17 protein-coding genes are annotated in these 21,916 nt (G+C 52.1%); 6 read left to right on the top strand and 11 right to left on the bottom strand.

Going from position 1 to position 21,916, the window contains the following annotated elements; genetic code table 11:
- Positions 1 to 14: 14 nt before the first annotated feature.
- Genes gldB through EHT25_RS09340 form a run of 4 tightly spaced genes read left to right on the top strand, consistent with a single transcriptional unit; the run spans position 15 to position 5,112 of the window.
- Positions 15 to 989, top strand: coding sequence for a gliding motility lipoprotein GldB (gldB, locus tag EHT25_RS09355; RefSeq protein ID WP_124873751.1), 975 nt, complete (start codon positions 15 to 17; stop codon positions 987 to 989).
- Between the two features lie 45 nt (positions 990 to 1,034).
- Positions 1,035 to 2,849: an ABC transporter ATP-binding protein gene (locus EHT25_RS09350; protein WP_124873749.1), complete on the top strand. Its 1,815-nt coding sequence runs from the start codon at positions 1,035 to 1,037 to the stop codon at positions 2,847 to 2,849.
- A gap of 23 nt (positions 2,850 to 2,872) precedes the next feature.
- On the top strand, positions 2,873 to 3,304 hold the full coding sequence (locus EHT25_RS09345; protein ID WP_124873747.1) for a Fur family transcriptional regulator: 432 nt from the start codon (positions 2,873 to 2,875) through the stop codon (positions 3,302 to 3,304).
- The gene (locus EHT25_RS09340; protein ID WP_124873745.1) at positions 3,304 to 5,112 is read left to right on the top strand and encodes a MutS-related protein; all 1,809 of its coding nucleotides are present in this window, start codon (positions 3,304 to 3,306) and stop codon (positions 5,110 to 5,112) included. Before EHT25_RS09345 ends, EHT25_RS09340 begins: the two co-directional genes overlap by 1 nt.
- Here the strand turns inward: EHT25_RS09340 and EHT25_RS09335 are convergent.
- From EHT25_RS09335 to EHT25_RS09325, 3 genes are all read right to left on the bottom strand, one after another.
- Positions 5,109 to 6,323 carry an ATP-grasp domain-containing protein gene (locus EHT25_RS09335; RefSeq protein WP_124873743.1) on the bottom strand — a complete coding sequence of 405 codons (1,215 nt, stop codon included), beginning with the start codon at positions 6,321 to 6,323 and terminating at the stop codon, positions 5,109 to 5,111. The two genes, EHT25_RS09340 and EHT25_RS09335, sit on opposite strands and share 4 nt — an antisense overlap.
- Positions 6,324 to 6,440: 117 nt before the next feature.
- Positions 6,441 to 7,904, bottom strand: coding sequence for a leucyl aminopeptidase family protein (locus EHT25_RS09330; RefSeq protein WP_124873741.1), 1,464 nt, complete (start codon positions 7,902 to 7,904; stop codon positions 6,441 to 6,443).
- A gap of 29 nt (positions 7,905 to 7,933) precedes the next feature.
- Positions 7,934 to 8,992 carry an alpha/beta hydrolase gene (locus tag EHT25_RS09325; RefSeq protein ID WP_124873739.1) on the bottom strand — a complete coding sequence of 353 codons (1,059 nt, stop codon included), beginning with the start codon at positions 8,990 to 8,992 and terminating at the stop codon, positions 7,934 to 7,936.
- A gap of 156 nt (positions 8,993 to 9,148) precedes the next feature.
- Here EHT25_RS09325 and EHT25_RS09320 point away from each other — a divergent pair, with 156 nt between their 5' ends.
- Positions 9,149 to 10,783, top strand: coding sequence for a carboxylesterase/lipase family protein (locus EHT25_RS09320; RefSeq protein WP_124873737.1), 1,635 nt, complete (start codon positions 9,149 to 9,151; stop codon positions 10,781 to 10,783).
- 89 nt (positions 10,784 to 10,872) lie between these two features.
- On the opposite strand, the gene EHT25_RS09315 is transcribed toward EHT25_RS09320, so the two are convergent.
- The 5 genes from EHT25_RS09315 to mutL form a co-directional block, all read right to left on the bottom strand.
- On the bottom strand, positions 10,873 to 12,150 hold the full coding sequence (locus EHT25_RS09315; protein WP_124873735.1) for an aspartate kinase: 1,278 nt from the start codon (positions 12,148 to 12,150) through the stop codon (positions 10,873 to 10,875).
- 146 nt (positions 12,151 to 12,296) lie between these two features.
- A complete protein-coding gene (gene dxs / locus EHT25_RS09310; RefSeq protein ID WP_124873733.1) occupies positions 12,297 to 14,231 on the bottom strand; it encodes a 1-deoxy-D-xylulose-5-phosphate synthase in 1,935 nt (644 codons plus the stop codon).
- A 284-nt stretch (positions 14,232 to 14,515) separates the two neighbouring features.
- Positions 14,516 to 15,436 (bottom strand): rhomboid family intramembrane serine protease, encoded by a 921-nt coding sequence (locus tag EHT25_RS09305; RefSeq protein WP_124873731.1) that lies wholly within the window; start codon positions 15,434 to 15,436, stop codon positions 14,516 to 14,518.
- Positions 15,437 to 15,439: 3 nt separating this feature from the next.
- Positions 15,440 to 16,213 carry a rhomboid family intramembrane serine protease gene (locus EHT25_RS09300; RefSeq protein WP_124876068.1) on the bottom strand — a complete coding sequence of 258 codons (774 nt, stop codon included), beginning with the start codon at positions 16,211 to 16,213 and terminating at the stop codon, positions 15,440 to 15,442.
- 36 nt (positions 16,214 to 16,249) lie between these two features.
- A complete protein-coding gene (gene mutL / locus EHT25_RS09295) occupies positions 16,250 to 18,190 on the bottom strand; it encodes a DNA mismatch repair endonuclease MutL (RefSeq protein ID WP_124873729.1) in 1,941 nt (646 codons plus the stop codon).
- 261 nt (positions 18,191 to 18,451) lie between these two features.
- Between mutL and EHT25_RS32635 the strand changes: the two genes are divergently transcribed.
- Complete coding sequence (locus EHT25_RS32635; RefSeq protein WP_185731387.1) at positions 18,452 to 18,610, top strand: hypothetical protein; 159 nt, start codon at positions 18,452 to 18,454, stop codon at positions 18,608 to 18,610.
- A gap of 118 nt (positions 18,611 to 18,728) precedes the next feature.
- On the opposite strand, the gene EHT25_RS09290 is transcribed toward EHT25_RS32635, so the two are convergent.
- The 3 genes from EHT25_RS09290 to EHT25_RS09280 all read right to left on the bottom strand — a co-directional run bounded on the left by EHT25_RS09290 (position 18,729) and on the right by EHT25_RS09280 (position 21,914).
- Complete coding sequence (locus tag EHT25_RS09290; protein WP_124873727.1) at positions 18,729 to 19,454, bottom strand: RluA family pseudouridine synthase; 726 nt, start codon at positions 19,452 to 19,454, stop codon at positions 18,729 to 18,731.
- 80 nt (positions 19,455 to 19,534) lie between these two features.
- Positions 19,535 to 20,353: a 3-methyl-2-oxobutanoate hydroxymethyltransferase gene (gene panB, locus EHT25_RS09285; RefSeq protein ID WP_124873725.1), complete on the bottom strand. Its 819-nt coding sequence runs from the start codon at positions 20,351 to 20,353 to the stop codon at positions 19,535 to 19,537.
- A 133-nt stretch (positions 20,354 to 20,486) separates the two neighbouring features.
- Positions 20,487 to 21,914: a murein hydrolase activator EnvC family protein gene (locus EHT25_RS09280; protein WP_229311488.1), complete on the bottom strand. Its 1,428-nt coding sequence runs from the start codon at positions 21,912 to 21,914 to the stop codon at positions 20,487 to 20,489.
- Positions 21,915 to 21,916 lie beyond the last annotated feature (2 nt).

Raw genomic sequence — 21,916 nt, 5'->3', positions numbered from 1 at the left:
GCCCAATTGCAAGGATGAAGATTTCGCCGGTTATTTTTTCTTTAGTAAGTATACTCATTTTCAACGCGTGTTCCAAAACCGAGGAGCTGGTAACCGTCGAGCAGCCCGAACAGGAGCTTTTTGCCTCGCGAAAACCGGCCGACGTCAGTCAGTGGCTGGATAAACACAAGGACATTGCTCAGGTCTACTTCGGCACCACCGCCTTTGGCAAAGACACGGCTCTGGTGAGCGAATTACTCAAACGAGTTAACGATAAGGAGCTTGACGTATTGTACAAGCAGGTGAATGCGGAGTTTGGAACGCTCGGCGATATTCAGGGGTTGCTGTCGGAATCGTTCAACCGGATTCACGAAAACTTCCCGGACTTTAAACCGCCGAAGATCGCTACGATGGTCTCCGGTTTTATGGGCCCGGATCTGGTGATCAGCGACACATTGATTGTGATCGGATTGGATTATTTCGCGGGACCCAAGGCCAAATACCGCCCTCGGGAATTCCCGGCCTACATTTTGCGCCGGTATCAGAAAGAATTCATCGTGCCAACCATCCTCTTCGCTCTCTCCGACCGGTTCAACAAAACCAATCAACAGGACCAGACGCTGCTGGCCGATATGGTTTATTACGGAAAAGGCTACGTGTTTACAAAAACCATGCTGCCCGAAACGCCCGACAGCTTGATTATTGGGTATACCGATCAGCAACTGACGCAGATGAATAATGTCCAATCCGACATCTGGGCCTATTTTATCGACGCCAAACTGCTTTTTGAAGTAAATCCGGCGATTAAAAACCGGTATATGTCCGAGCGGCCCTTTACAGCGGAAATTAGTTCGAAAAGCCCCGGTGCCATTGGCCGCTGGCTGGGCTGGCGGATTGTCGGGAAATATTACGACGAGAAAGAGCCGGGTATTAAAACGCTGATGGACAACAGCAATGCGCGGGATATTTTCGAAAAATCGGGGTATAAAGGATTAAAAGACGATCAATAATACAATAAAATGGGCGGTTAGCCGACCCTATGGAAAACAACAGAAATGGCAAAGCGAGGTTGGGGTTCCGATGGGAACGAAGAAGATAAAAAAATAAAACTGACGCGGGATGCGCTGCGAAAATCGTTGCGGTTATTCCGGTTTATCAAACCGTATCGGGGGTATTTTATCGTTGGGCTCGTGTTTTTGCTGCTGTCGTCGGCGACGACGATGGTGTTCCCGAAACTGCTGGGCGACATCCTGAAAGTAGTTGAAAACAAAATGCAGGCGGGTTCGCTGAATCAGATCACCCTGCTCTTATTCGGCTTGCTGGTGATTCAATCCGGTTTTTCGTTTGCGCGCGTGTATCTGTTCTCGCAGGTTAGCGAGCGGTCGATGGCCGATGTTCGGCGGGCGGTTTACCAGAAAATCATTACGCTGCCGATCCACTTCTTCGAACAACGGCGCGTGGGCGAACTGACCAGCCGCATTTCGTCGGACGTGACGCAATTGCAAGACGTTTTGTCGACGACACTGGCCGAATTTCTCCGCCAGATCATCACCTTGCTGGCCGGGGTTGCGCTGATTTCCTTCACCTCGCTGAAGCTAACCGGTTTTATGCTGTCAACGATTCCGGTGGTGATCATCGCGGCCATTTTCTTCGGAAAATTCATCCGCAAACTGTCGAAAAAAGCGCAGGACGAACTGGCACAGGCCAACGTCGTGGTCGAAGAAACCCTGCAATCGGTGAGCGTCGTGAAAGCCTTTACGAACGAACCATACGAAGTCCGGCGGTATTCGACGGCACTCGACAAAGTCGTTCAGAATTCCCTTCGGGTGGCAAATTTTCGGGGCGGTTTTGTGTCGTTCATCGTTTTTGCGCTGTTTGGCGGCATTGTCGGCGTTGTCTGGTACGGTGCACAACTGATGCTGGCGGGCGAACTGACCTTTGCGCAACTGGTGACGTTTGTGATTTATACGATGTATATCGGTGGCGCGGTGGGTGGTTTGGGCGATCTGTACGCCCAGATTCAACGGACGATCGGAGCCTCGGAACGGATTCTGGATATACTGGAAGAAACCTCCGAAGTAGAACTGCCGACGGCCGAAAAAACCGCATTGGCCCTTCCCCTGAATGGCGACATTCAATTCAGCAACATTCATTTTTCGTATCCGTCGCGGCCCGATGTCGAGGTGTTGAAAGGCGTTTCGCTGCAGGTGCCGTCGGGAAATAAAATTGCGCTGGTGGGCCAGAGCGGGGCCGGAAAATCGACGATTGTGCAGTTGTTGCTGCGGTATTATGCCACGAATGGCGGTTCGATCACCATCGACGGGCGACCCATTCAGGACATCGACATCCGGTTTTTGCGCCAAAATATTGCCGTGGTGCCGCAGGAAGTCATTCTGTTTGGCGGTACGATTTTTGAAAATATCCAGTATGGAAAACCGGAAGCAACCACCGCTGAGGTGATGGATGCGGCCCGAAAAGCCAACGCGCTGGACTTTATCGAATCGTTTCCGGAGAAATTCCAGACGATTGTCGGAGAACGGGGCGTTAAACTGTCGGGCGGTCAGCGGCAGCGGATTGCCATTGCCCGCGCCATTCTGAAAGACCCGGCGATCCTGATTCTGGACGAAGCCACGAGTTCGCTCGATGCGGAGTCGGAACGGCTGGTGCAGGAAGCGCTGGACGAGTTGATGCAAAACCGCACGACCATCATCATTGCGCACCGGCTGGCCACGATTCGGAAGGTCGACACCATTTACGTGATTCGCGAAGGGCTGATCAGCGAAACCGGTACACATGAAGAATTGAGCATGCTGGAAGACGGTTTATACGCCAATTTGGTTAAATTACAGTTTGAAACGACGGATAGTTAACATGCCGCACCGGCTTTTATTCGATGAACACGGCCATTAAACAGACTTTGGACGACTTCCACCTGCGACATACCAGTTGTCGGGAGGAAGTGTTGGATACGTTTTTTACCGCCAATTATGCCCTGGCGCACCATGATATTGAAGAAAGCCTGAAAGACGACTTTGACCGGGTAACGATTTACCGGACACTGAAGACGTTTGTCGATAAAGGAATTCTGCACAAGGTGCTGGACGACGAAGGCGGTTTGAAATACGCCCTCTGTCGTGAAGCCTGCGCCCATGATCACCACCACCATGATCATGTTCATTTCAAATGCGAAAACTGTGGCCTGACCACCTGTCTGGAAAATACACTGATTCCGGCCGTTAGTTTGCCGTCGGGCTATAGCCGGAAAGAAACCAATTTGTTGATTCAGGGCGTGTGTTCGCTTTGTAATAAAAACACTGCGAACTAATGCCCCAATCTATTTTCGCCGAACGCGAAACGCAATTCCTACAGGAAGAATTAAAGGCCCGTGCGGGTTATAACCGGCTGGCGATCATTCGGGTTATCTGGTTTGTTGGTGCCGCTTTTCTGTTGTACTTCCTGATCGATCGATCGCAAACCGGTTTGGCTATCGGTGTCGGTTTGCTCGGCATTGTCGGTTTTCTCGTCCTGCTGAAACGCCACCAGGCCGTTCAGCGCCGACGGGATCGCGCCCGCTGGCTGGCGTTCATCAACCGCGACGAAACCGCCCGGCTGGAACGGAAATTCCTGCGTCCCGAAACCGGTCTGAACTTTGCCGACGCCAACCATCCCTACGCCGGTGACCTCGATATTTTTGGCAATCATTCCCTTTTTCGGTTGCTAAACCGCACCTATACGTACGAAGGAAGCCAGAAACTGGCGTCTTATCTGCTATCGCCCGTGCCCATCAGCGAAGTAGTACTTCGTCAGGATGCCGTTGCGGAATTAAAACCGCTGCTCGACTGGCGGCAGGAACTGGCGGCTCTGGCGTACCTCAATCCCTCGGTTGGCGAAACACCCGAAGTGCTGAAAGACTGGGCTACAAAGCCCACAGAGCCATTACCGGTTTTTTTTACCATGGCCCGCTGGCTGTTTCCGGCTATTACGCTGACGTTGATCGCGTTCTGGCTGAACGGTCATTTGCCGGGCTGGGCCGTAACCGCTTCGTTGCTGGGTCATGGGGTGTTGCTGGGTCAGGTGGCCGAACGCGCTAAAAATGTCAGCGAACAGACGTTTGCCATGTCGCAGGCACTGAAAACCTACCGCGATTTGCTGAAACACCTCGAAAATCCACGTTTTGAATCGGCTATTCTGCACCGCCTACAAACCGTGACGAATCTCGAAAACCGCTCGGCAGCAGATGCGATCGGGAAACTGAGCGGTTTGGTCGAGAACCTGAATTTCCGCCGAAACCCGTATTTCTTTCTCCTGTTCGGCATTTTTACCCTTTGGGATATTCATTATTTACAGGCCCTCGACCGCTGGAAACAGACGTACGGCCCGCACCTGAACGACTGGCTTGACGCGCTGGCCGAAGCCGAAGCCTTGAACAGTCTGGCTGGTTTGGCCTATGCGCATCCCGACTACGCAGTTCCGGAGTTTGCGAACGAAACGCTGCAACTCGACGCCCGACAAGCCCGACATCCGATGCTGATGGCGAACAAAGGCGTTGCCAATTCGCTGAAAATTGACGGAAACGGGCAAACGATTCTGATTACCGGCTCGAATATGTCCGGAAAAAGTACATTTCTCCGGACGATCGGGACGAACGTGGTTTTGGCATTAGCGGGCTCGGTCGTTTCGGCTGAAAAGCTGATCTGTTCACCGGTTCAGGTGTTTACGAGCATGCGGACGCAGGATTCGCTGGAGGAAAACACCTCCTCGTTTTACGCCGAACTGAAACGCCTGAAAACGCTCATCGACCGCACGCGGCAAACGTCCAACTGGCCGGTTTTGTATTTTCTGGACGAAATTCTGAAAGGTACCAACTCCGCCGACCGGCACCGGGGCGCGCGGGCGTTGATTCTGCAATTGCACGAAACCTCGGCCTCCGGTTTTGTTTCCACCCACGACGTCGAACTGGGCGAACTGGCGGCCATACATCCGTTTGTTCACAACTACAGCTTCAACTCCGACGTGATCGACGGCAAGCTGCATTTCGACTACCAACTACGGAACGGCGTTTGCCGCAGTTTCAACGCCAGCCAGCTGATGGAATCCATTGGGATTCAGATGCATAAATTTCAGGAGGACTAATTCGTCGGTTTGTCGGGCACCGGAGCAGACGCGTGGTATTCCTGGTAAATCCGCTCCATATAGGTGTCGAGGAGTTGCAGAACGCGCTCGCGGTCGGGCGATTTGACGATGAAACCAACGTGGTATTCTTTCTTCATGCGCCACACAATTTCCTCGTCCGTAAAACCGCTGGTGTCGGGCCATTGCTGCCGGGCCAGCGAAATAATCAACCCGGCGTAGTGGTTTTGCACCTCCGGTAATTGATACGGTTCGTTGCGCGCCATCGCGCTTTCGAGTTTCGCCCATTCGGCCCAGAGATTGATGCCGGACGACACTTCCACCAGTTCCGCAATGTTGGCGCCCCCCACGCGCGACGAAGTTTCCAGAAAGTAGTATTCGCCGTCGTGGTCGCCCCGGATGTATTCGGAATGCGACGCACTGTACTGCATCCGGAATGCATTCAAAACCGCATCGTTCAGTTCATACAATCGTTGGGCTTCGCCGGAATCGAACGGTAAAACCGCCGTCCGGAACACCCCCCCGCCGTGCGCCACATCCATGGGTGTAGCCAGGTACTGACTGGCGCGGGTGAAAATCGTTTGGCCGTCCTGCGACAGCGAATCGACGTGAAAAACCCGCCCCGGTTTGAACTGCTCGATCAGAAACTGGTGCCGGTTGTCGCCCAGTGAATGAATCACCTGCCAGGCTTCGTCGAGCGAATGCACTTTTTTGATTCCGGTGGCCGAAGCTTCCGAGCGCGGTTTGATGAGCCAGGGCGCTTCGGTAGTCCGCAGAAAATCAGTGATGGTTTCGTCGTGAAACAGACTGCTGAACGCCGGAACCCGAATGCCTTCCGCCGACGCCCGCATCCGCATCGCTAGTTTATCGCGAAAAAACCGGGCCGTGGTTTGCCCCATGCCGGGAATCCGGAAGGTTTCGCGTACCAGTGCCGCCTTTTCCACGTCAAAATCATCCATTGCCACCACCCGATCGATTTTCCGCGACCGCATCGTGTGCGCCAGCCCATTGATCATCCGATCCAGATTCTGCGACGAATTATCCTGTGACGGCAAATAAAAGAACTCATCGACGGCTTCTTTGGGCCAGGGATGATCGGCCAGTTTCTCGTATGTCAGCAGATAAACGGTATTTCCGGCTTCCTTACAGGCTTTCAAAAACGCTTCCCCTTTGAAATACGTTGAGATGCAAAGAAAAGAGAGTGGCTGGCTCATGAGTTTATACAATCATTTTTTTTGATAGGAACGCGGATTGAACGAATGCAACAGATTAAAACTGATTTTTCCGTGAAAATCCGTCACATCCGTTCAATCCGCGTTCCTATCAAAATCCTACATATTTCTTAAAAAATCAATCAACAACCGAATCCCGAAACCGGTGGCGTTCTTTTGTGTACCAAATTCGGTGTCCGTAAATGCCATGCCGGCAATATCCAGATGCGCCCAGGCGGGGTGTTCTTCGGTGAATATTTCCAGAAATTTGGCGGCACTGATCGCGCCCGCCATCGGTTTTCCGCTGAAGTTCTTCAGATCGGCCACGTCCGATTGAATGTCTTCCTTGTAAACATCCCAGAGCGGCAACGGCCAAAGTCGCTCCCCGGTTTCGCTGGCGGATTTAAGCAATTGACTGGTCAATTCGTCGTTGTTGCTGAACAAACCGGCGGCATGGTAGCCCAGCGTGCCGATCACACTGCCGGTCAATGTCGCCAGATCGATCAGGACATCGGGCTGGAAATTCCGGACCATGTAGCCCAAACCGTCGGCTAGAATGATGCGCCCTTCCGCGTCGGTGTCGATCACTTCGATGGTTTTGCCCAGGTACGAACCGATGACGTCGCCGGGTTTGGTGGCAGCGCCGTCCACCATGTTTTCCGTCGAGGGAATAATACCGATCAGATGCACCGGCAAACGAAGTTTAGCGGCCACTTCCATCGTTCCCAAAACCGCAGCCGCCCCGCCCATGTCGCTCTTCATCAGGTGCATGCCGGTCGATGGTTTGATGGAAATGCCGCCTGTATCGAACGTGACGCCCTTGCCGACCAAGCCCACTTTTTTCGCATTCGGTAGATGGTCCGGTTTGTATTCGGCAATGATAAAAACCGGTGGATGCTCGCTGCCTTTGTTGACACTTAGCAAGGCCAGCAGTCCCTGTCGCTCGATTTCTGTTTTGTCGAAAACCGTGACCGAATACCCGTATTGTTGGCCGGAAGCCACTGCCCAGTCGGCCAGAACCTGCGGTATTTTGTAGTTCGACGGCGAATTCATCAGATCCAGAATCTGGCGATGCGTGGCCGCGATGGCTTCGGCGCGGTGAAGAACTTCCTCCGCCATACCCTGCTGCTGATCCGCGATGTAGATTTCCAGAATGCCTTCTTCCGAATAAAAATCGGCGGTTTTGGGTCTGTCCGTACCGTGCAGTTTCAGCTCGTAGCCACCCCAGCGAATGCCCAAAACAATACTCTCAAGGACGTCGGCAGCAATACCGGTCAGGTCAACGCCGACGGTTGGGGTCAGCCGGTCTTTCTGTCTGAAAAACAAATCCCGAAAGGCCCGCAGCCAGACCATGCGGGTCGGTTCTTTCCCCAAACCCAGCAGGTACGTTTTGCGTCCGTCAGGTTGATAAAAAGGAATTACTTCTTTGAAATCGGCTTTGAAATCGTGTTGTAAAACCGCCGGTGTCAGGTTGAATCGGTTGGCTAATGCGGTCAGGGTGTCCGGTAGTTCGTCGGTTTGCCGAACCGGTATGATGAGCGTGTCGGAAGACAGCGGTTGAGTGGTCGTCAGTTGAATTTGCATACAGAACCAAGGTAGCGCAAAAATTGCGATCAAAAAAACAACCATTCCACGGCCTGCGGAAATTCCCGGCCCCAGCGGTTTTCGGTGTGTTTTCCTTTCGGATCAACGGAAAGATGAAGTTTGGGCTGATTGTGTTTTTGCCGCAGAAGCGACTCCTGCAACCGCTGAATGGCCGGAACCATGTATTTCGACTCCTGTTTCCCGCCATATAAATAGACCTTCGTCGGTTCGGGATAATAAAACCGCAACGCGTCGGCATACACTTTGGGAGCGGCCCAAAGCGAGGGCGAAAAAATCATCAATCTACCAAATGTCGCCGGGTGAAGCAAACCGGCATACACGCTGATCAAACCACCCATCGAACTGCCGCCGATGCCGGTATATGCCCGCTCCGGCAACGTCCGATAATGGGCGTCAATGTGCGGTTTTAAGGTGTGAACGATAAAATCGAGGAAAAGCTTTCCCAGCCCGTCGGCCAGTCGCGTGTTGTAGGGTAAAAACTCGGCAATGCGGTCACTTTCCCCGTGATCGATGGCGACGACAATGAGTTTGTGGTGATGCCGGTGCGCCAGAACCGCCAGTTTCTGATCGATCGTCCAGTTTCCGAATGCCGAACCTTCGCCGAACAGATTTTGCCCGTCGTTCAGGTACAAAACCGGGTAATGCATGCTGGAAGCATCGTAATCGCAGGGCAGCAACACCCGAATCCGGCGGTTTCGGTTGAGTTGCGGGATTTCAAATGCGTCGCTGACCAGGCTGACGTTGGGCAGAAAAACCGGATTGAACGGCAAACCATACCAGCGCCAGTGCGGCACAACATCCCGGCGCGTCCCGGTTTTTCGTCGGGAAATCCGGTTGGGAATAGCTTCCCCGCTTTGGTCCAGCTCGACCGAATCCCAGCTTCCGCGCGTGTATTTGTATTCCAGCGGCAACTGCGCCGGAAACGCAATGGCGTATTTCCCCGGCCCTATCTGCCGCATTCGAAACCGGTCCACATCCGGGTACCACTGGCAAAAATGGCCGGAGACAAACACGGGGCGGTGGTCGTCGTTGGGCGGGGTGGTAAGTTCCAGGCGGATCGGCGTCATTTCGACATGGGCTTTACGAATCGCCCGTTGTAAAGGTTTCAGTAAATCTCTATTATTGTTCACGAAATGAGACAATAAAAGATTGGCTTGGTGCTAAACGGTTGGCTTTTGATGGGCGTTGTGCAATTTCTCATTTTTTACACGAAACAAAAGAGTATGAAAAACCTTTTAATTCTGCTTGCCTTGAGTATTCAGGTGGCTCAGACTGCCGACGCGCAGTTGAACAAAACCCCACCGCAAGTCAAAACCGCCAACGGCACCGTCGAAGGCGTGACCGAAGCCAGCGGCATCCGCGCGTTCAAAGGCATTCCGTTTGCCCAGCCGCCGGTTGGCGAATTGCGCTGGAAAGAACCCCAGCCCGTCAAGAACTGGCAGGGCGTTCGGAAAACCGACAAATTTGGTCCACGAGCGATGCAACGGGCGGTTTTTGGCGATATGGGATTCCGTTCGGACGGCATGAGTGAGGATTGTCTTTACCTGAATGTGTGGACGCCCGCCAAATCGGCCAATGAAAAACTGCCCGTTCTGGTGTATTTCTACGGGGGCGGTTTTATCGCGGGTGACGGTTCGGAAGGCCGTTACGACGGCGAAAGCATGGCGACAAAAGGCATGGTAGCCCTGACGGTGAACTACCGGCTGGGCGTTTTTGGCTTTATGGCGCACCCGGAGCTGACGAAGGAATCACCCAATCATTCGTCTGGCAATTATGCCTATTTAGACATGACGGCGGCCCTTCGCTGGGTGCAGCAGAACATTGCAGCTTTTGGCGGTGATCCCAAACGGGTGACCATTGCGGGTGAGTCGGCCGGATCGATTGCGGTGAGCGGTTTGATGGCTTCGCCGTTATCGAAAAACCTGATAGCCGGAGCCATTGGTGAAAGCGGTTCGTTGCTGGGCGGTTTGCCGCCGGTTCCGCTGGCGAAAGGCGAAGAAAGCGGTACGGCGTTTGCGAAGGCCGTCGGTGGCAATTCACTGGCGGAGTTACGAGCAATGCCAGCCGATCAATTGCTCGAAGCGACGGGAAAACCGGGGGCTCCGCGTTTCAGTGCGACGGTGGATGGTTATTTTTTCCCAAAACCACCCATGGAAATTTTTACGGCGGGCGAACAGGCGCATGTGCCGCTGCTGGCCGGATGGAATTCGGAGGAAATGAACGCCCGGGCGGTGTTGGGACAGGAAAAACCGACGCCCGAAAATTACGCGGCTGCCGTTAAAAAGCTCTACAACGACCGCGCCGATGAAGTGCTGAAACTGTATCCAGGTTCGACGGAAGAAGAAATTCTGCAATCGGCGACGGCGCTGGCGAGCGACCGGTTTTTAGCGTACAGCACCTGGAAATGGGCCGATTTGCAGAGCAAAACCGGCGGTGGCAAACCGGTGTATCGCTATTATTACTCCCGCCCGCGTCCGGCGATGGTGCCCGAAATGGGCAATGCGGCTCCCGGTCTGGCCGGTGGCGTTGTGAAATCGACAGATGCCAACGCGGTGAAAATACCGCCCGCGCGGGGCGCCGTTCACTCGGCCGAAATCGAATATGCCATGGGCAATTTGTCCAAAAACAAAGTCTATGCCTGGACACCCGACGATCATAAAGTTTCGGAAGTGATGCAGAATTACTTCGCCAACTTTGTCAAAACCGCTAATCCCAACGGAAAAGGTTTGCCCAACTGGCCCGCCATCAATAATGCCAATCCCGTGCCGTTCATGCAGATCGACGTCAACACCCGGCTGGAAATGGAGACGAATCGGGCACGGTATTTATTTCTCGATCCGTTTTATACAAAGCAGTAAATCAACTCGTTGACTCAAAAGCGGGGCGGTTTTTTAAAACCCGTTCCGCTTTTTATTTGCATTATTTGGGCTCACATGAACCGAACGTCTTAACCTTCATGAACCCGCCCGAGGTCTTTCACGACCAGTTGTACGGTATACCGGCTTTTCTGTTCCACCAGCAGTTTTTTGTTGACCAGAACTCGTCCGATGGTTTTCTCGTCGTAATGGCGAATGGTGATGAGTTCCAGGCCTTCATTGTAACTGATCCGAAATTCTTCCTGTAACTGCGGCAGCAGCCGGGCCAGCCGCTCCGGGTGGTGGTCAACTACGACCGAAAAACTGATGGCGGTATTTTGCATCAGGTTGATTTTCACGCCGTATTCCGCAAACTGCCCGAAAATTTTGCTCAGATTTTCTTCCGCAATGAACGAAAAGTCTTTCGGATGGAGCGAAATCAGCGTCTGATTCATCTTGAAAATGAACGACGGAATGGGCAGGTGCTTCTCAAAATGACCGATCACCGTTCCGGACTCCTGTGGCTGCAAAAACGAGCGGACGAACAGCGGAATGTTTTTATTCTGTAACGGCTTGATGGTTTTCGGGTGAATAACCGTTGCGCCATAATACGCCAGTTCGATGGCATCCTGGTAGGTCAGCTGGTCGATCTTGACGGTTTCATCGAACCACTTCGGATCGGCATTCAACACGCCCGGCACATCTTTCCAGATCGTTACGCGTTCGGCGTTTAAACAATAGGCGAAAATGGCCGCGGTATAGTCCGAGCCATCCCGGCCCAGTGTCGTGGTATGACCTTCGCCCGTACTGCCAACAAAACCCTGCGTGATCACGACACTGGTTTCCAGCAAATCGGCCAGCGTGTCGGTAATGTGTTCGGCGGTTTGGCTCCAGTCTACTTTTGCTTCCCGGTAACTGTCGTCGGTTCGCACCAGCCTCCGGGCATCTACCCAGTAAGAATCCAAACCGGATTGGTTCAGATAGGCATTGATAATTCGGGTAGACAGCAGTTCACCGAACGAAACCAATTGGTCGTAAACCTGATCGACCGGCGATTCCGGTTCCTGCGTCAGGATCGTTTCTACTTCGGCAAATAAATCATAAACCGGTTGAAACGCTTCAGGATTGTCACCGGCCAGTTCGTCGACAACCTGCTCATGCTGCGTGCGAATCTGCTGCCAGATGAGGTCTTTATCGGTTTGTCGGCGAAGGTAGGCCCAAGTCAGTTGTTCCAGGGCATTGGTGGTTTCGCCCATTGCCGACACTACTACGAGGAGCTTATAGGGTTGTTGCTGTTGAATGATTTCGGCAACGTTCCGCATTCCCTGGGCGGTTTTTACCGATGCTCCACCGAATTTAAATACCTGCATTTTACGAATCTGAATGGAGGAAGAAAACGGTGGGTCGCCGGTGAGATTGATGGCTGAAACGGAGTTGTACGGTATATCCGCAGAAACCCCCCGCCCGATTCAATCACACCGGCGACCCGCCACCGTTTCCTGGAAAGGTTATGTTCTTAAGCCGTTACGATCCGCTTTGTATAAATCAGTTCCCGAACGGAATCGGCAATTCCCTGTGGATCAAAACCGCATTCGCGGTGCAGGTCGATTTGTTCGCCGTGCTCGATCACCGCGTCCGGAATGCCCAGCCGTTTAACCCGCGCAACGTATCCGTGATCGGTCATAAACTCAATCACTGCGCTGCCAAAACCGCCCATCAGGCAACCATCTTCCACCGTGACGACATTGTCATAGCGTTGGAATATTTCGTGCAGCATTGCTTCATCAAGCGGTTTCACAAACCGCATGTCGTAATGCGCGGGCTGAATGTTTTCGGTTTCGAGGAGTTCGCAGGCTTTTACGGCATAGTTTCCGATGGGTCCGATGGTCAGAATCGCTACGTCTTTTCCATCCCGAATTTTACGTCCTTTTCCGATTTCGACCTGTTCCAGCGGAGTGCGCCAGTTGGGCATGACGCCTTCGCCCCTCGGATACCGAATGGTAAATGCCTGAGTGCCCTTTTGAATTGTATCCGACTGGGCCGTAAACATCAGGTTCCGAAGTTCTTTTTCGTTCATTGGACTGGCCACGATCATGTTCGGAACGCACCGCATAAACGCCAGGTCATAGGCACCGTGGTGCGTGGGGCCGTCGGCACCAGCGAAACCGGCCCGATCGAGGCAGAAAATAACGGGTAACTCCTGAATACAGACGTCGTGGATGACCTGATCGTAGGCCCGCTGCATGAAGGTGGAGTAAATATTACAGAAAACCACCTGTCCCTGCGTTGCCATACCCGCCGAAAACGTAACGGCGTGTTGCTCGGCAATACCCACATCGAAAGCCCGATCCGGAATGGCCTTCATCATGATGTTCATCGACGAACCCGACGGCATGGCGGGTGTTACGCCCACAATTTTCTCGTTGACTTCCGCCAGTTCAACCAGCGTATGCCCGAAAACATCCTGGTATTTTGGCGGTTGTGGTTTGTCGTAGACTTTCTTTTTGATCTCACCCGTCACTTTATCAAACAAACCGGGCGCGTGCCATTTGGTCTGGTCTTTTTCGGCGGGGCCGTATCCTTTCCCCTTTACCGTCAGGCAGTGCAGCAGTTTAGGGCCGGGAATATCTTTCAGGTCGTTCATCACGCTCACCAGATGATCGATGTCGTGGCCGTCGATGGGGCCAAAATACCGCAAATGGAGCGATTCGAACAGGTTACTCTGGTGCATCAGCGACGCTTTCAGTCCGGTTTCGATTTTTGAAACGATATCCTGCGCGCTTTTGCCGAAATTGCTCATTTTGCCCAACAAATTCCAGACTTCGTCCTTCATTTTGTTGTACGTCGGCGAGGTGGTAATATCGGTCAGGTATTCACGCAATGCCCCCACGTTCGGATCGATCGACATGCAGTTATCGTTCAGGATAATCAGCAGATCGGCTTCGGTAGATCCGGCGTGGTTCATTCCTTCAAAAGCCAGACCGGCGGTCATGGCGCCGTCGCCAATGACGGCAATATGGTGGCGTTTCGGGTTATTCTGGAGTTGCGATGCGACGGCCATTCCCAAAGCTGCCGAAATCGACGTGGATGAGTGGCCGACACCAAACGAATCGTATGGACTTTCCTTGCGTTTCGGAAAACCGGATAAGCCTTTGTAAAACCGATTGGTGTGAAAAATATCGCGTCGTCCGGTCAGAATTTTATGACCATAGGCCTGATGACCCACATCCCAAACCAGCTGATCGTCCGGTGTATTGAAAACGTAGTGAAGGGCAACCGTCAATTCGACAACGCCCAGGCTGGCACCAAAATGACCGCCATAAACCGATACATTATCGACAATAAACTGTCGGAGTTCGGCACAGACTTGAGGAAGGTCGGTTTGAGACAGGTTACGGAGGTCGTCCGGGGTGTCAATCTTGGCGAGTAACTTGCCGGGAGTGATCAACATAGTGAGTCGGATAGTATAAAATGTTTTTCATAAACTTCCTGTGGTTACAAACTGTTTTACCGCATTCAGTCATGAAATAATTAAAGGGCAAAAGTACAAAAAAAATACAAATTGCATATCCAAATATCTGATTCTGATAAATCGGTTCTACAGGAAGCTATAGGGCCAAAAAGCACGCTGAAATGCCGTTTCAGCGTGCTTTCTATTGAATTCGCTACCTATTTGCTCTGCACTCCCGCTAAAAACGGCTAACCAATTTTCGCGAGAAAAATACAATTTAGAATCTATCCACGCTGGCTGGCCCGAAACAGCTTCTGTTTCTCTTCCCGCGTCAGGCTTTCGTAGCCGGAACGGGAGATTTTATCCAGGATCGCATCGATCTCATCCTGATCCGGCATGGCAACGGCCGATGGCGATGACGGAGCTGCGTACGAACCCGCACTCATACTGGCGCTGCTCCGCTGACGGTAGGACACCTTCACCGGCGGTTTTTTCCGGAAAAGACTTTGCCATCCATCCATCACCCAGTAAATGGGCTGGCCCAGATCCGTGCCATTCTGAAGCATTTTAATAAACAGAAAGCCCACTAAGGCACCGCCCAAATGGGAAAGATCGCCCCCGGCGTTTGGCCCGATCGACCGGGCCAGCGACAGAACAATGTAAAAGAACGCAATGTATTTAATCCGGACGGGGCCAAAAAACAGCAGGTGAAAGGTATAATTGGGTAAGAGCGTCGAAGCCCCAACGGCCACGGAAAAAGCGGCCGCCGAAGCGCCCAGCATCCGCGAATCGCTTACCTGCTCGTGAAAATACGGTAGCAGGTTATAAATGGCCATGTAAGCCAGTCCGCCCGCCAAACCGCCCAGCATATACAACGCCACCAGCCGCCGGTTTCCCAGGTACTCGTCGATCAACCGCCCAAACCAGTACAGAAAGAGCATATTGAACAGGATGTGAAAGACGTCTTCGTGGGTGAAGAAGTACGTGATCATCGTCCACGGTTTCATGATGAAAACACCCAGTGAAGCCGGTAAACGCAGTTGATCGACAATCAGGTTGTAGACGCCCGACATTTCGGCCAGTGTCAGAATGACTTTCAGGATCAACAGCAACAAAAAGACGATGGTATTAACAAGAATCAACTGCACCAACGTATTGTTGGGCTTGTTGAATTCGCTTCGGAAGTCATCTAACAGTCCACTCATTACTCAATAAAAATTATTTCGTTGCTTCCCCCAATATTTGACCAATATAAAAGCAAAGAGCATACCGCCAATATGGGCGAGATGCGCCACATTATCACCGGCCTGCGCCCGATACATGGAATACAATTCATAGGCGCCGTAAAACGTCACCAGGTATTTCGCCTTGATGGGTATCGGCGGAAATAATAACATAAGTTCGGTATTTGGAAATAATAATCCAAATGCCATCAAAATGCCAAAAATTGCGCCCGATGCGCCCACCAGCGGCACGGCCAACTGTTGCTCGTAATATTGATTCACCAACTGCACCGCTCCTCGCACATACGAGGGATCGGCCGGGTTTTCTTCAAATACCTTCAAAAAATTATCACCCTGACTCAGTAGACCCCGATCCGACAGAAACAGTTCTAATGACTCCGGTGTCGGGTGGCTTTGAAAGGCAACCACTGCATCTCGTAACTGGCTGGCTTCAAAATAGTTTATTCCCGAAAATAATAATCCGGCGCCAACCCCGGTAATAAAGTAAAAAATGGTAAACCGCTTGCTCCCCCAAACCTGCTCAAGCATCGGGCCAAAGAAAAACAAACCCAGCATATTGCTGAAAATATGCCCAAAATCGGCATGCAGAAACATGTAGGTCACAAATTGGTGGGGCGCAAATGCCGGTGACAGCAGTGAGTATAACCCAAAAAAATGGATCAGATCAATTCCTGCCAGTTTTAAAAAAAAGAAACCGACATTGGTAAGCAGGAGCGTCCTGACAACCGGCGTAAGCATCATAAAGTTGTAACGTTTTCTGTCAAATTACTTGTATCAGGACCGAAATAATCCCGCTAATTTATCCAACGCCAATATAGTTGTAATCGGTTCACCGTTTGGCGTATATGATGGGTTTGATGACGCAATTAATTGATCAACCAACGCCCGTTGTTCCGGTTCGGCCAGTTGTTTCTGATGCCGGGCCGCCGAGCGCCGGGCCAGCGAACGCGCCAACACTTCAGCCCGTTCCAGCTTTAGCCGCCCCGTATCTTCGCGGAGCTGAGCCAGCAGATTGGCAAACAGCTCTTCTTCGTTCTCGCCCACCGAAAGCGCCGGTACGCCCCGAATGAGAAACGCATTCTGACCAATTTCATCGAACAAAAAACCCAGGCTGGTTAGATCATCGCGTAACTCAAGTGCCAGGTTGTAATCGACCGGCATCACCGTTACGGTTTTGGGAAACAACAATTGCTGCGAAACCCCGTTGCGCTTGGTCAGTGCGGCCTGGTATTGGTCGTACAGCACCCGCTCGTAGGCCCGGCGCTGATCGATCACCAGCATCCCCGCCTGAACAGAGGTGACCAGATAGCGGTTATGCACCTGAATAATGGCCGCGGTTCCTTCCAGCGCAACCGCCGATGTTACCAGTTTGTTCACCCGGCTTCCGAGCGTTACCGACTCGGTTTCGGCTGGTGTTTCGGCAGCAGGGCGGTTTTCGAACAGCGTTGCGTCTTCCGTCGCCGGCGTTTCGGCCGGCTCCAATCCTTCAAACATTGCTTGCCAGTTGGCGGCCGATTTACGCGGAAAATCAAAACCGGTACGCGGTTTTAACTCGGTGGATTCGGTTGACCAGGCTGGCGACATCGGACGCAACGCCGACCGGTTTTGGGGCTCCAGCTGACTCCCCGACTGTCCTTCTGACGACCGGCGGGGGGCCGGGGTCACTGGCAGGAAGTTCACATTGGAATCAAAATCCAGCGAGGGCGTTAAATTGTAGACGCCGACGGCCTTCCGAACAGCCGCCATTACGATGGCATACACCGATCGTTCATCGTCGAACTTGATTTCGGTTTTGGTCGGATGAATGTTGATGTCGATGTGCGACGGATCGATTTCGATGAACAACACATAGAACGGATGAAAACCGTCCTGAATCGTTCCTTCGTATGCCCCCACAACGGCATGATGGAGGTAATTATGTTTAACGAAACGCGAATTGACGAAGAAAAACTGTTCTCCGCGGGTTTTCCGGGCAAATTCGGGTTTGCCAATATAGCCCCGAACACTCACATAGGGCGTTTCTTCTTCACAGGACGCGAGTTGTTCGCGGTATTGTTTCCCGAATAAATCGACAATCCGGCGGCTCAGTTTTCCGGCCTGCAGATTATAGACTTCGGCATCGTTGTGGTAAATTGAAAAAGCAACTTCGGGATGGGCCAGCGCAACACGCTGGAATTCATCCAGAATATGCCGCATTTCGACCGAATTGGTTTTCAGGAAGTTGCGCCGGGCGGGGACATTGAAAAATAAATTTTTTACCAGAATATTCGTTCCCGGCAAACACGAAACCGACTCCTGGGTTTTCAATTCGGAGCCTTCCATCCGGATGAGGGTTCCCAGCTCGTCGCTACTGCGGGCCGGCTCAGACCGGCGGGTGCGGAGTTCGACCTGGGCAATGGCGGCAATCGAGGCCAGGGCTTCTCCCCGAAATCCCATCGTCCGGATGCGAAACAGATCGTCCGATGAGCGAATCTTCGAGGTAGCGTGTCGTTCAAAGCTCATTCGGGCATCGGTTTCCGACATGCCAACGCCGTCATCGATAATCTGAATCAGTGATTTACCGGCGTCCCGAATGATAATTTGTACGGTTTTTGCTTGGGCATCTACTGAGTTTTCCAACAATTCCTTGACGACTGATGCCGGGCGTTGCACCACTTCTCCTGCCGCGATCTGATTGGCAATTGAATCCGGTAACAGTTGGATAACATTCAACATTTTGTATTTATCTAATAATTCGAATTCTTAATGGAAGAACAAATTACGGTTTTTCCATGACATAAGAAAAAGCAACCAGAACAGCTTTTATAATTTCGTAAATCTTTTTTTTCGATTCTTTGTTATAGAAATAATTCAAGAGTAATTTTGAATATATGTGGATATAAGTTGATTTGGGTCGATTGATTATCCAGAAATACTGAAGGGAATTTAAGCTCAGAGTCAAATAAAAGTTGCACATACCCTTACCCAACTACCGAGATGAAGAAGATCAAGTTGAACATGATCCTGCAATGGATGGTTTTCTTTCCAATTATTTTGCCGTTGTGTATGATCTTCGGCGCAGTGCAGGGAGCCATTCAGATGGCCGAACGGGTACTCATTCAGTTTTGGTCGGATGTAGCCCCCACCGTAAAATAACGGGCTAAACAAATCCTATTTTTCGATTCGGCGATTTCTTTCTCATCGCCCAACCGTTTACGCAATTTTCGGTTTTAATTGGACGATTCTACGTTCGACTTTTGACCGACAACCTCAATCAATAAATAAAATCCAGGTTTTTATCCTTGTAATCTTCGGGATCGAGCGATAAAAATTCTTCCCAGAACGGATTATTCGGAACCCCGGCTTTACAGATCAGGGGTTCTTTTTTGACGGGGTGGATAAAGTACAGCCGTCTGGCATGTAAATTGATGCTGCTGTCCTGATTCGGCCGCGGGAAACCATACTTGATATCTCCCCGAATCGGGCAACCCATACTCGCCAGCTGCACCCGGATCTGGTGCGGCCGTCCCGTAATCGGATTCACTTCCAGCAGATAATGATCGTTCACTTTTCCGAGTAAGCGGTAGGTCAATTCGGCCCGCTGCGATCCCGGCACCTCGTCTTCGTACGCCTTTACGGTATTGGTGGCTTCGTCTTTGAGCAGAAAGTGCGTCAATCGCCCTTTTTCGTCTTTTGGCTTTCGGCCCACCACCGCCCAGTACGTTTTCTGCACCTGCCGTTTCCGGAAAATCTCGTTCATTCGTTCCAGCGCCTTCGACGTCCGGGCAAACACGACCAGCCCGCTAACCGGCCGGTCGAGCCGGTGCACGGTTCCCAGAAACACATCGCCCGGTTTATCGTATTTCTTTCTGATGTATTCCTTGATCAGATCCAGCAGCGGCACATCACGGGTTTTATCAGCCTGCACCAAAACCCCTGGTTCTTTGTTGACCACAATCAAGTGGTTGTCTTCGTATACAACAACGTATTTTTGTTTCATTTCGATAGGGCGGTTGAAAACCACCTTTTAAGCATCTTCGGCAAAAAGCCGGAACCATTCAAAATCCGCCCGGCTTTCGGTTAATAAGCCTCTTCTTTGCTCGGAAACTCGCGATCTTTCACATCATCGACATAATGGCCGATGGCCTGGGTGATGATGTCGTGCAGATCGGCATAGCGACGCAAAAACCGGGGTTTAAATTCTTTGTTAATGCCCAGCAAATCGTGCAGCACCAGAATCTGACCGTCGGCGTCCGGCCCGGCACCAATCCCAATCGTTGGAATCGTCAGGCTTTCAGAGACTTGCTTCGTCAAGGCCGCCGGAATTTTTTCCAGAACGACGCCAAAGCAGCCAATGTCTTCGAGCATTTTGGCATCCTCCATCAGCTTCTGCGCTTCGGTTTCCTCCTTGGCCCGAACGGCATACGTGCCGAATTTATAGATCGACTGGGGGGTTAAACCCAGGTGGCCCATCACGGGAACGCCCGCGCTCAGGACGCGGATGATCGACTCTTTCACTTCCAAACCGCCTTCCATTTTCACAGAATGCGCGCCGGATTCTTTCATGATCCGAATAGCCGACCGCAGGGCTTCCGACGAATTTCCCTGGTACGAACCGAACGGTAAATCGACCACCACCAGCGCCCGTTTGACGGCCCGAACCACTGAAGTCGCGTGGTAAATCATCTGATCCAGCGTAATCGGCAGGGTGGTTTCGTGACCGGCCATCACGTTGGAGGCCGAGTCGCCAACCAGAATAATCTCTACTCCGGCGGCATCGACCAGCCGGGCCAGCGAGTAGTCATAGGCGGTCAGCGCCGAAATTTTTTCGCCCTTGCTTTTCAATTCCTGAATAACGCGGGTCGTGATCCGTTTGACGTCGGGATTATGAACAGACATTCGTTTTGTAAACCGTTTTAAGCAATCAGTGAGCAGGTTTTAGCGGGCAATCTACCGCTATTTGTATGGAATAAAACCATGAAGCGGGCAAAATGATTCTGTAGACCGCTCCCGGTTTTCGATAAACGCACCCTCAACGATCGATCAGCCAGGATTCGGGGTTCATGCGGCTGGTGCTTTTCCAGACCTGAAACTGGACTTCTGCAACGCCGTCTTTGTCGGTAGCAACCACGCCAATCACTTCCCGGGCCCTGACCCGCTGCCCCACCTGTACCGAAACACTCTTCAATTTGGCGTATATAGTATAATAATCACCGTGTTGAACCGCCACAATGTTGTGCATGCCGGTGACGTAGGTCGTGTACTGGACAACGCCATCGTAAACCGCCCGTACCACTTCTCCGGGCGTGGTCTGAATGTCGATTCCGGGATTGTCCTGCATGACGCCTTTCAAAACCGGGTGGGGTTTAACGCCGTAATGATCCGAAATAAAACCCCGCGTAACGGGCCAAGGTAAGCGGTTTTTTGACGACGCAAACGAGGATGCCAGAGCGGCTTCTTCGTCATTCAGCAGATTATTCCGGCGCTCGTCGGGCTTGCGGGTGGTGGTACGCTCAGCGACTTCCGTGGCCGGTTCTTCGGCTTTGGGCTCAGCGGTTTCCGGTTTATTCGCATCGGATTCGGTGGCGGCTGCGGCCCGTTCGGCTTTGGCAGCGGCTGCCGCTGCGGCCTTCTCGCGGGCAATCCGTTCGCGTTCGGCTTTCAATCGCGCCAGTCGGGCAATCCGTTCGCGTTCTTCCCGCTCGCGAATTTCCCGGCGAATCATTTCCGTAATGGCCGATTCCAACCGGCTTACCGCCTTCCGGCTTTCGGTCAGTTCGGTGCGCAGATCCTGTTCTTTTTCGCTCAGTTCCGTCGCCATGCGGTTTTTCTCTTCCTTCAGGCCTTCCAGCCGTTTCGATTCGTTCACCTGTACGGCCAGCGTACCCTGCTGCTGCTGCTTTTTACGCTCGACATCCTGCTTTTTGGCAAGCATTTCCTGCCGAACTTTTTCCATCTGACGCACCTGTCCTTTGCGGGCTTCGGAATACTGCTGCAAGTATTTATATCGCGCCACCAGTTGATTGAAACTTTCGGCCGAAAACAGAAAACCGAGCGGATTGACCTGCTGACGCCGTTTGTCGGCAGCATAAATCATTTCTCCGTATTCTTTTTTGAGCTTTTCCAGATCGTTCTGCAACTGATTGGACGACTGACGCAGTTCCCGGATTTCGGACGTCATCAGTTTGACATCTTCCGTTAACAGGTTGATTTGTTTGGACTGAGCCGCAATTTCCTGATTCAGCGCTTTCAGTTGGCCCAGCGTGGCCTGTTTCTGCGAAGAGGTTTTCTTCAGAATCGTTCGGATCTGTGATACCTTCTCGATGTTCTGCTTCTTCTCTTTTTCCAACTGCTGACGGCTTCGCTGCTGCGCCATGACGCTTCCAGCAGCCAGCCAGCATAGGGTAAGCGCAAGGATAACAGTCTTCCAGTCGGTAGCCCGAACCACTCTATACTTCATAA

This window comes from Larkinella rosea (assembly GCF_003858635.1).
Taxonomy (GTDB): Bacteria; Bacteroidota; Bacteroidia; order Cytophagales; family Spirosomataceae; genus Larkinella; species Larkinella rosea.
This window is presented reverse-complemented; position numbering and strand designations above follow the sequence as displayed.

Excerpts from the sequence above, each read along its gene's own strand:
- EHT25_RS09325 (WP_124873739.1), bottom strand. The coding sequence starts at position 8,992 with ATGACGCCGATCCGCCTGGAACTTACCACCCCGCCCAACGACGACCAC.
- EHT25_RS09330 (WP_124873741.1), bottom strand. The coding sequence starts at position 7,904 with ATGCAAATTCAACTGACGACCACTCAACCGCTGTCTTCCGACACGCTC.
- panB (WP_124873725.1), bottom strand. The coding sequence starts at position 20,353 with ATGTCTGTTCATAATCCCGACGTCAAACGGATCACGACCCGCGTTATT.
- EHT25_RS09280 (WP_229311488.1), bottom strand. The coding sequence starts at position 21,914 with ATGAAGTATAGAGTGGTTCGGGCTACCGACTGGAAGACTGTTATCCTT.
- EHT25_RS09335 (WP_124873743.1), bottom strand. The coding sequence starts at position 6,323 with ATGAGCCAGCCACTCTCTTTTCTTTGCATCTCAACGTATTTCAAAGGG.
- EHT25_RS32635 (WP_185731387.1), top strand. The coding sequence starts at position 18,452 with ATGAAGAAGATCAAGTTGAACATGATCCTGCAATGGATGGTTTTCTTT.
- EHT25_RS09290 (WP_124873727.1), bottom strand. The coding sequence starts at position 19,454 with ATGAAACAAAAATACGTTGTTGTATACGAAGACAACCACTTGATTGTG.
- gldB (WP_124873751.1), top strand. The coding sequence starts at position 15 with ATGAAGATTTCGCCGGTTATTTTTTCTTTAGTAAGTATACTCATTTTC.
- EHT25_RS09305 (WP_124873731.1), bottom strand. The coding sequence starts at position 15,436 with ATGAGTGGACTGTTAGATGACTTCCGAAGCGAATTCAACAAGCCCAAC.
- EHT25_RS09300 (WP_124876068.1), bottom strand. The coding sequence starts at position 16,213 with ATGCTTACGCCGGTTGTCAGGACGCTCCTGCTTACCAATGTCGGTTTC.
- EHT25_RS09320 (WP_124873737.1), top strand. The coding sequence starts at position 9,149 with ATGAAAAACCTTTTAATTCTGCTTGCCTTGAGTATTCAGGTGGCTCAG.
- EHT25_RS09345 (WP_124873747.1), top strand. The coding sequence starts at position 2,873 with ATGAACACGGCCATTAAACAGACTTTGGACGACTTCCACCTGCGACAT.
- mutL (WP_124873729.1), bottom strand. The coding sequence starts at position 18,190 with ATGTTGAATGTTATCCAACTGTTACCGGATTCAATTGCCAATCAGATC.
- dxs (WP_124873733.1), bottom strand. The coding sequence starts at position 14,231 with ATGTTGATCACTCCCGGCAAGTTACTCGCCAAGATTGACACCCCGGAC.
- EHT25_RS09340 (WP_124873745.1), top strand. The coding sequence starts at position 3,304 with ATGCCCCAATCTATTTTCGCCGAACGCGAAACGCAATTCCTACAGGAA.
- EHT25_RS09315 (WP_124873735.1), bottom strand. The coding sequence starts at position 12,150 with ATGCAGGTATTTAAATTCGGTGGAGCATCGGTAAAAACCGCCCAGGGA.
- EHT25_RS09350 (WP_124873749.1), top strand. The coding sequence starts at position 1,035 with ATGGCAAAGCGAGGTTGGGGTTCCGATGGGAACGAAGAAGATAAAAAA.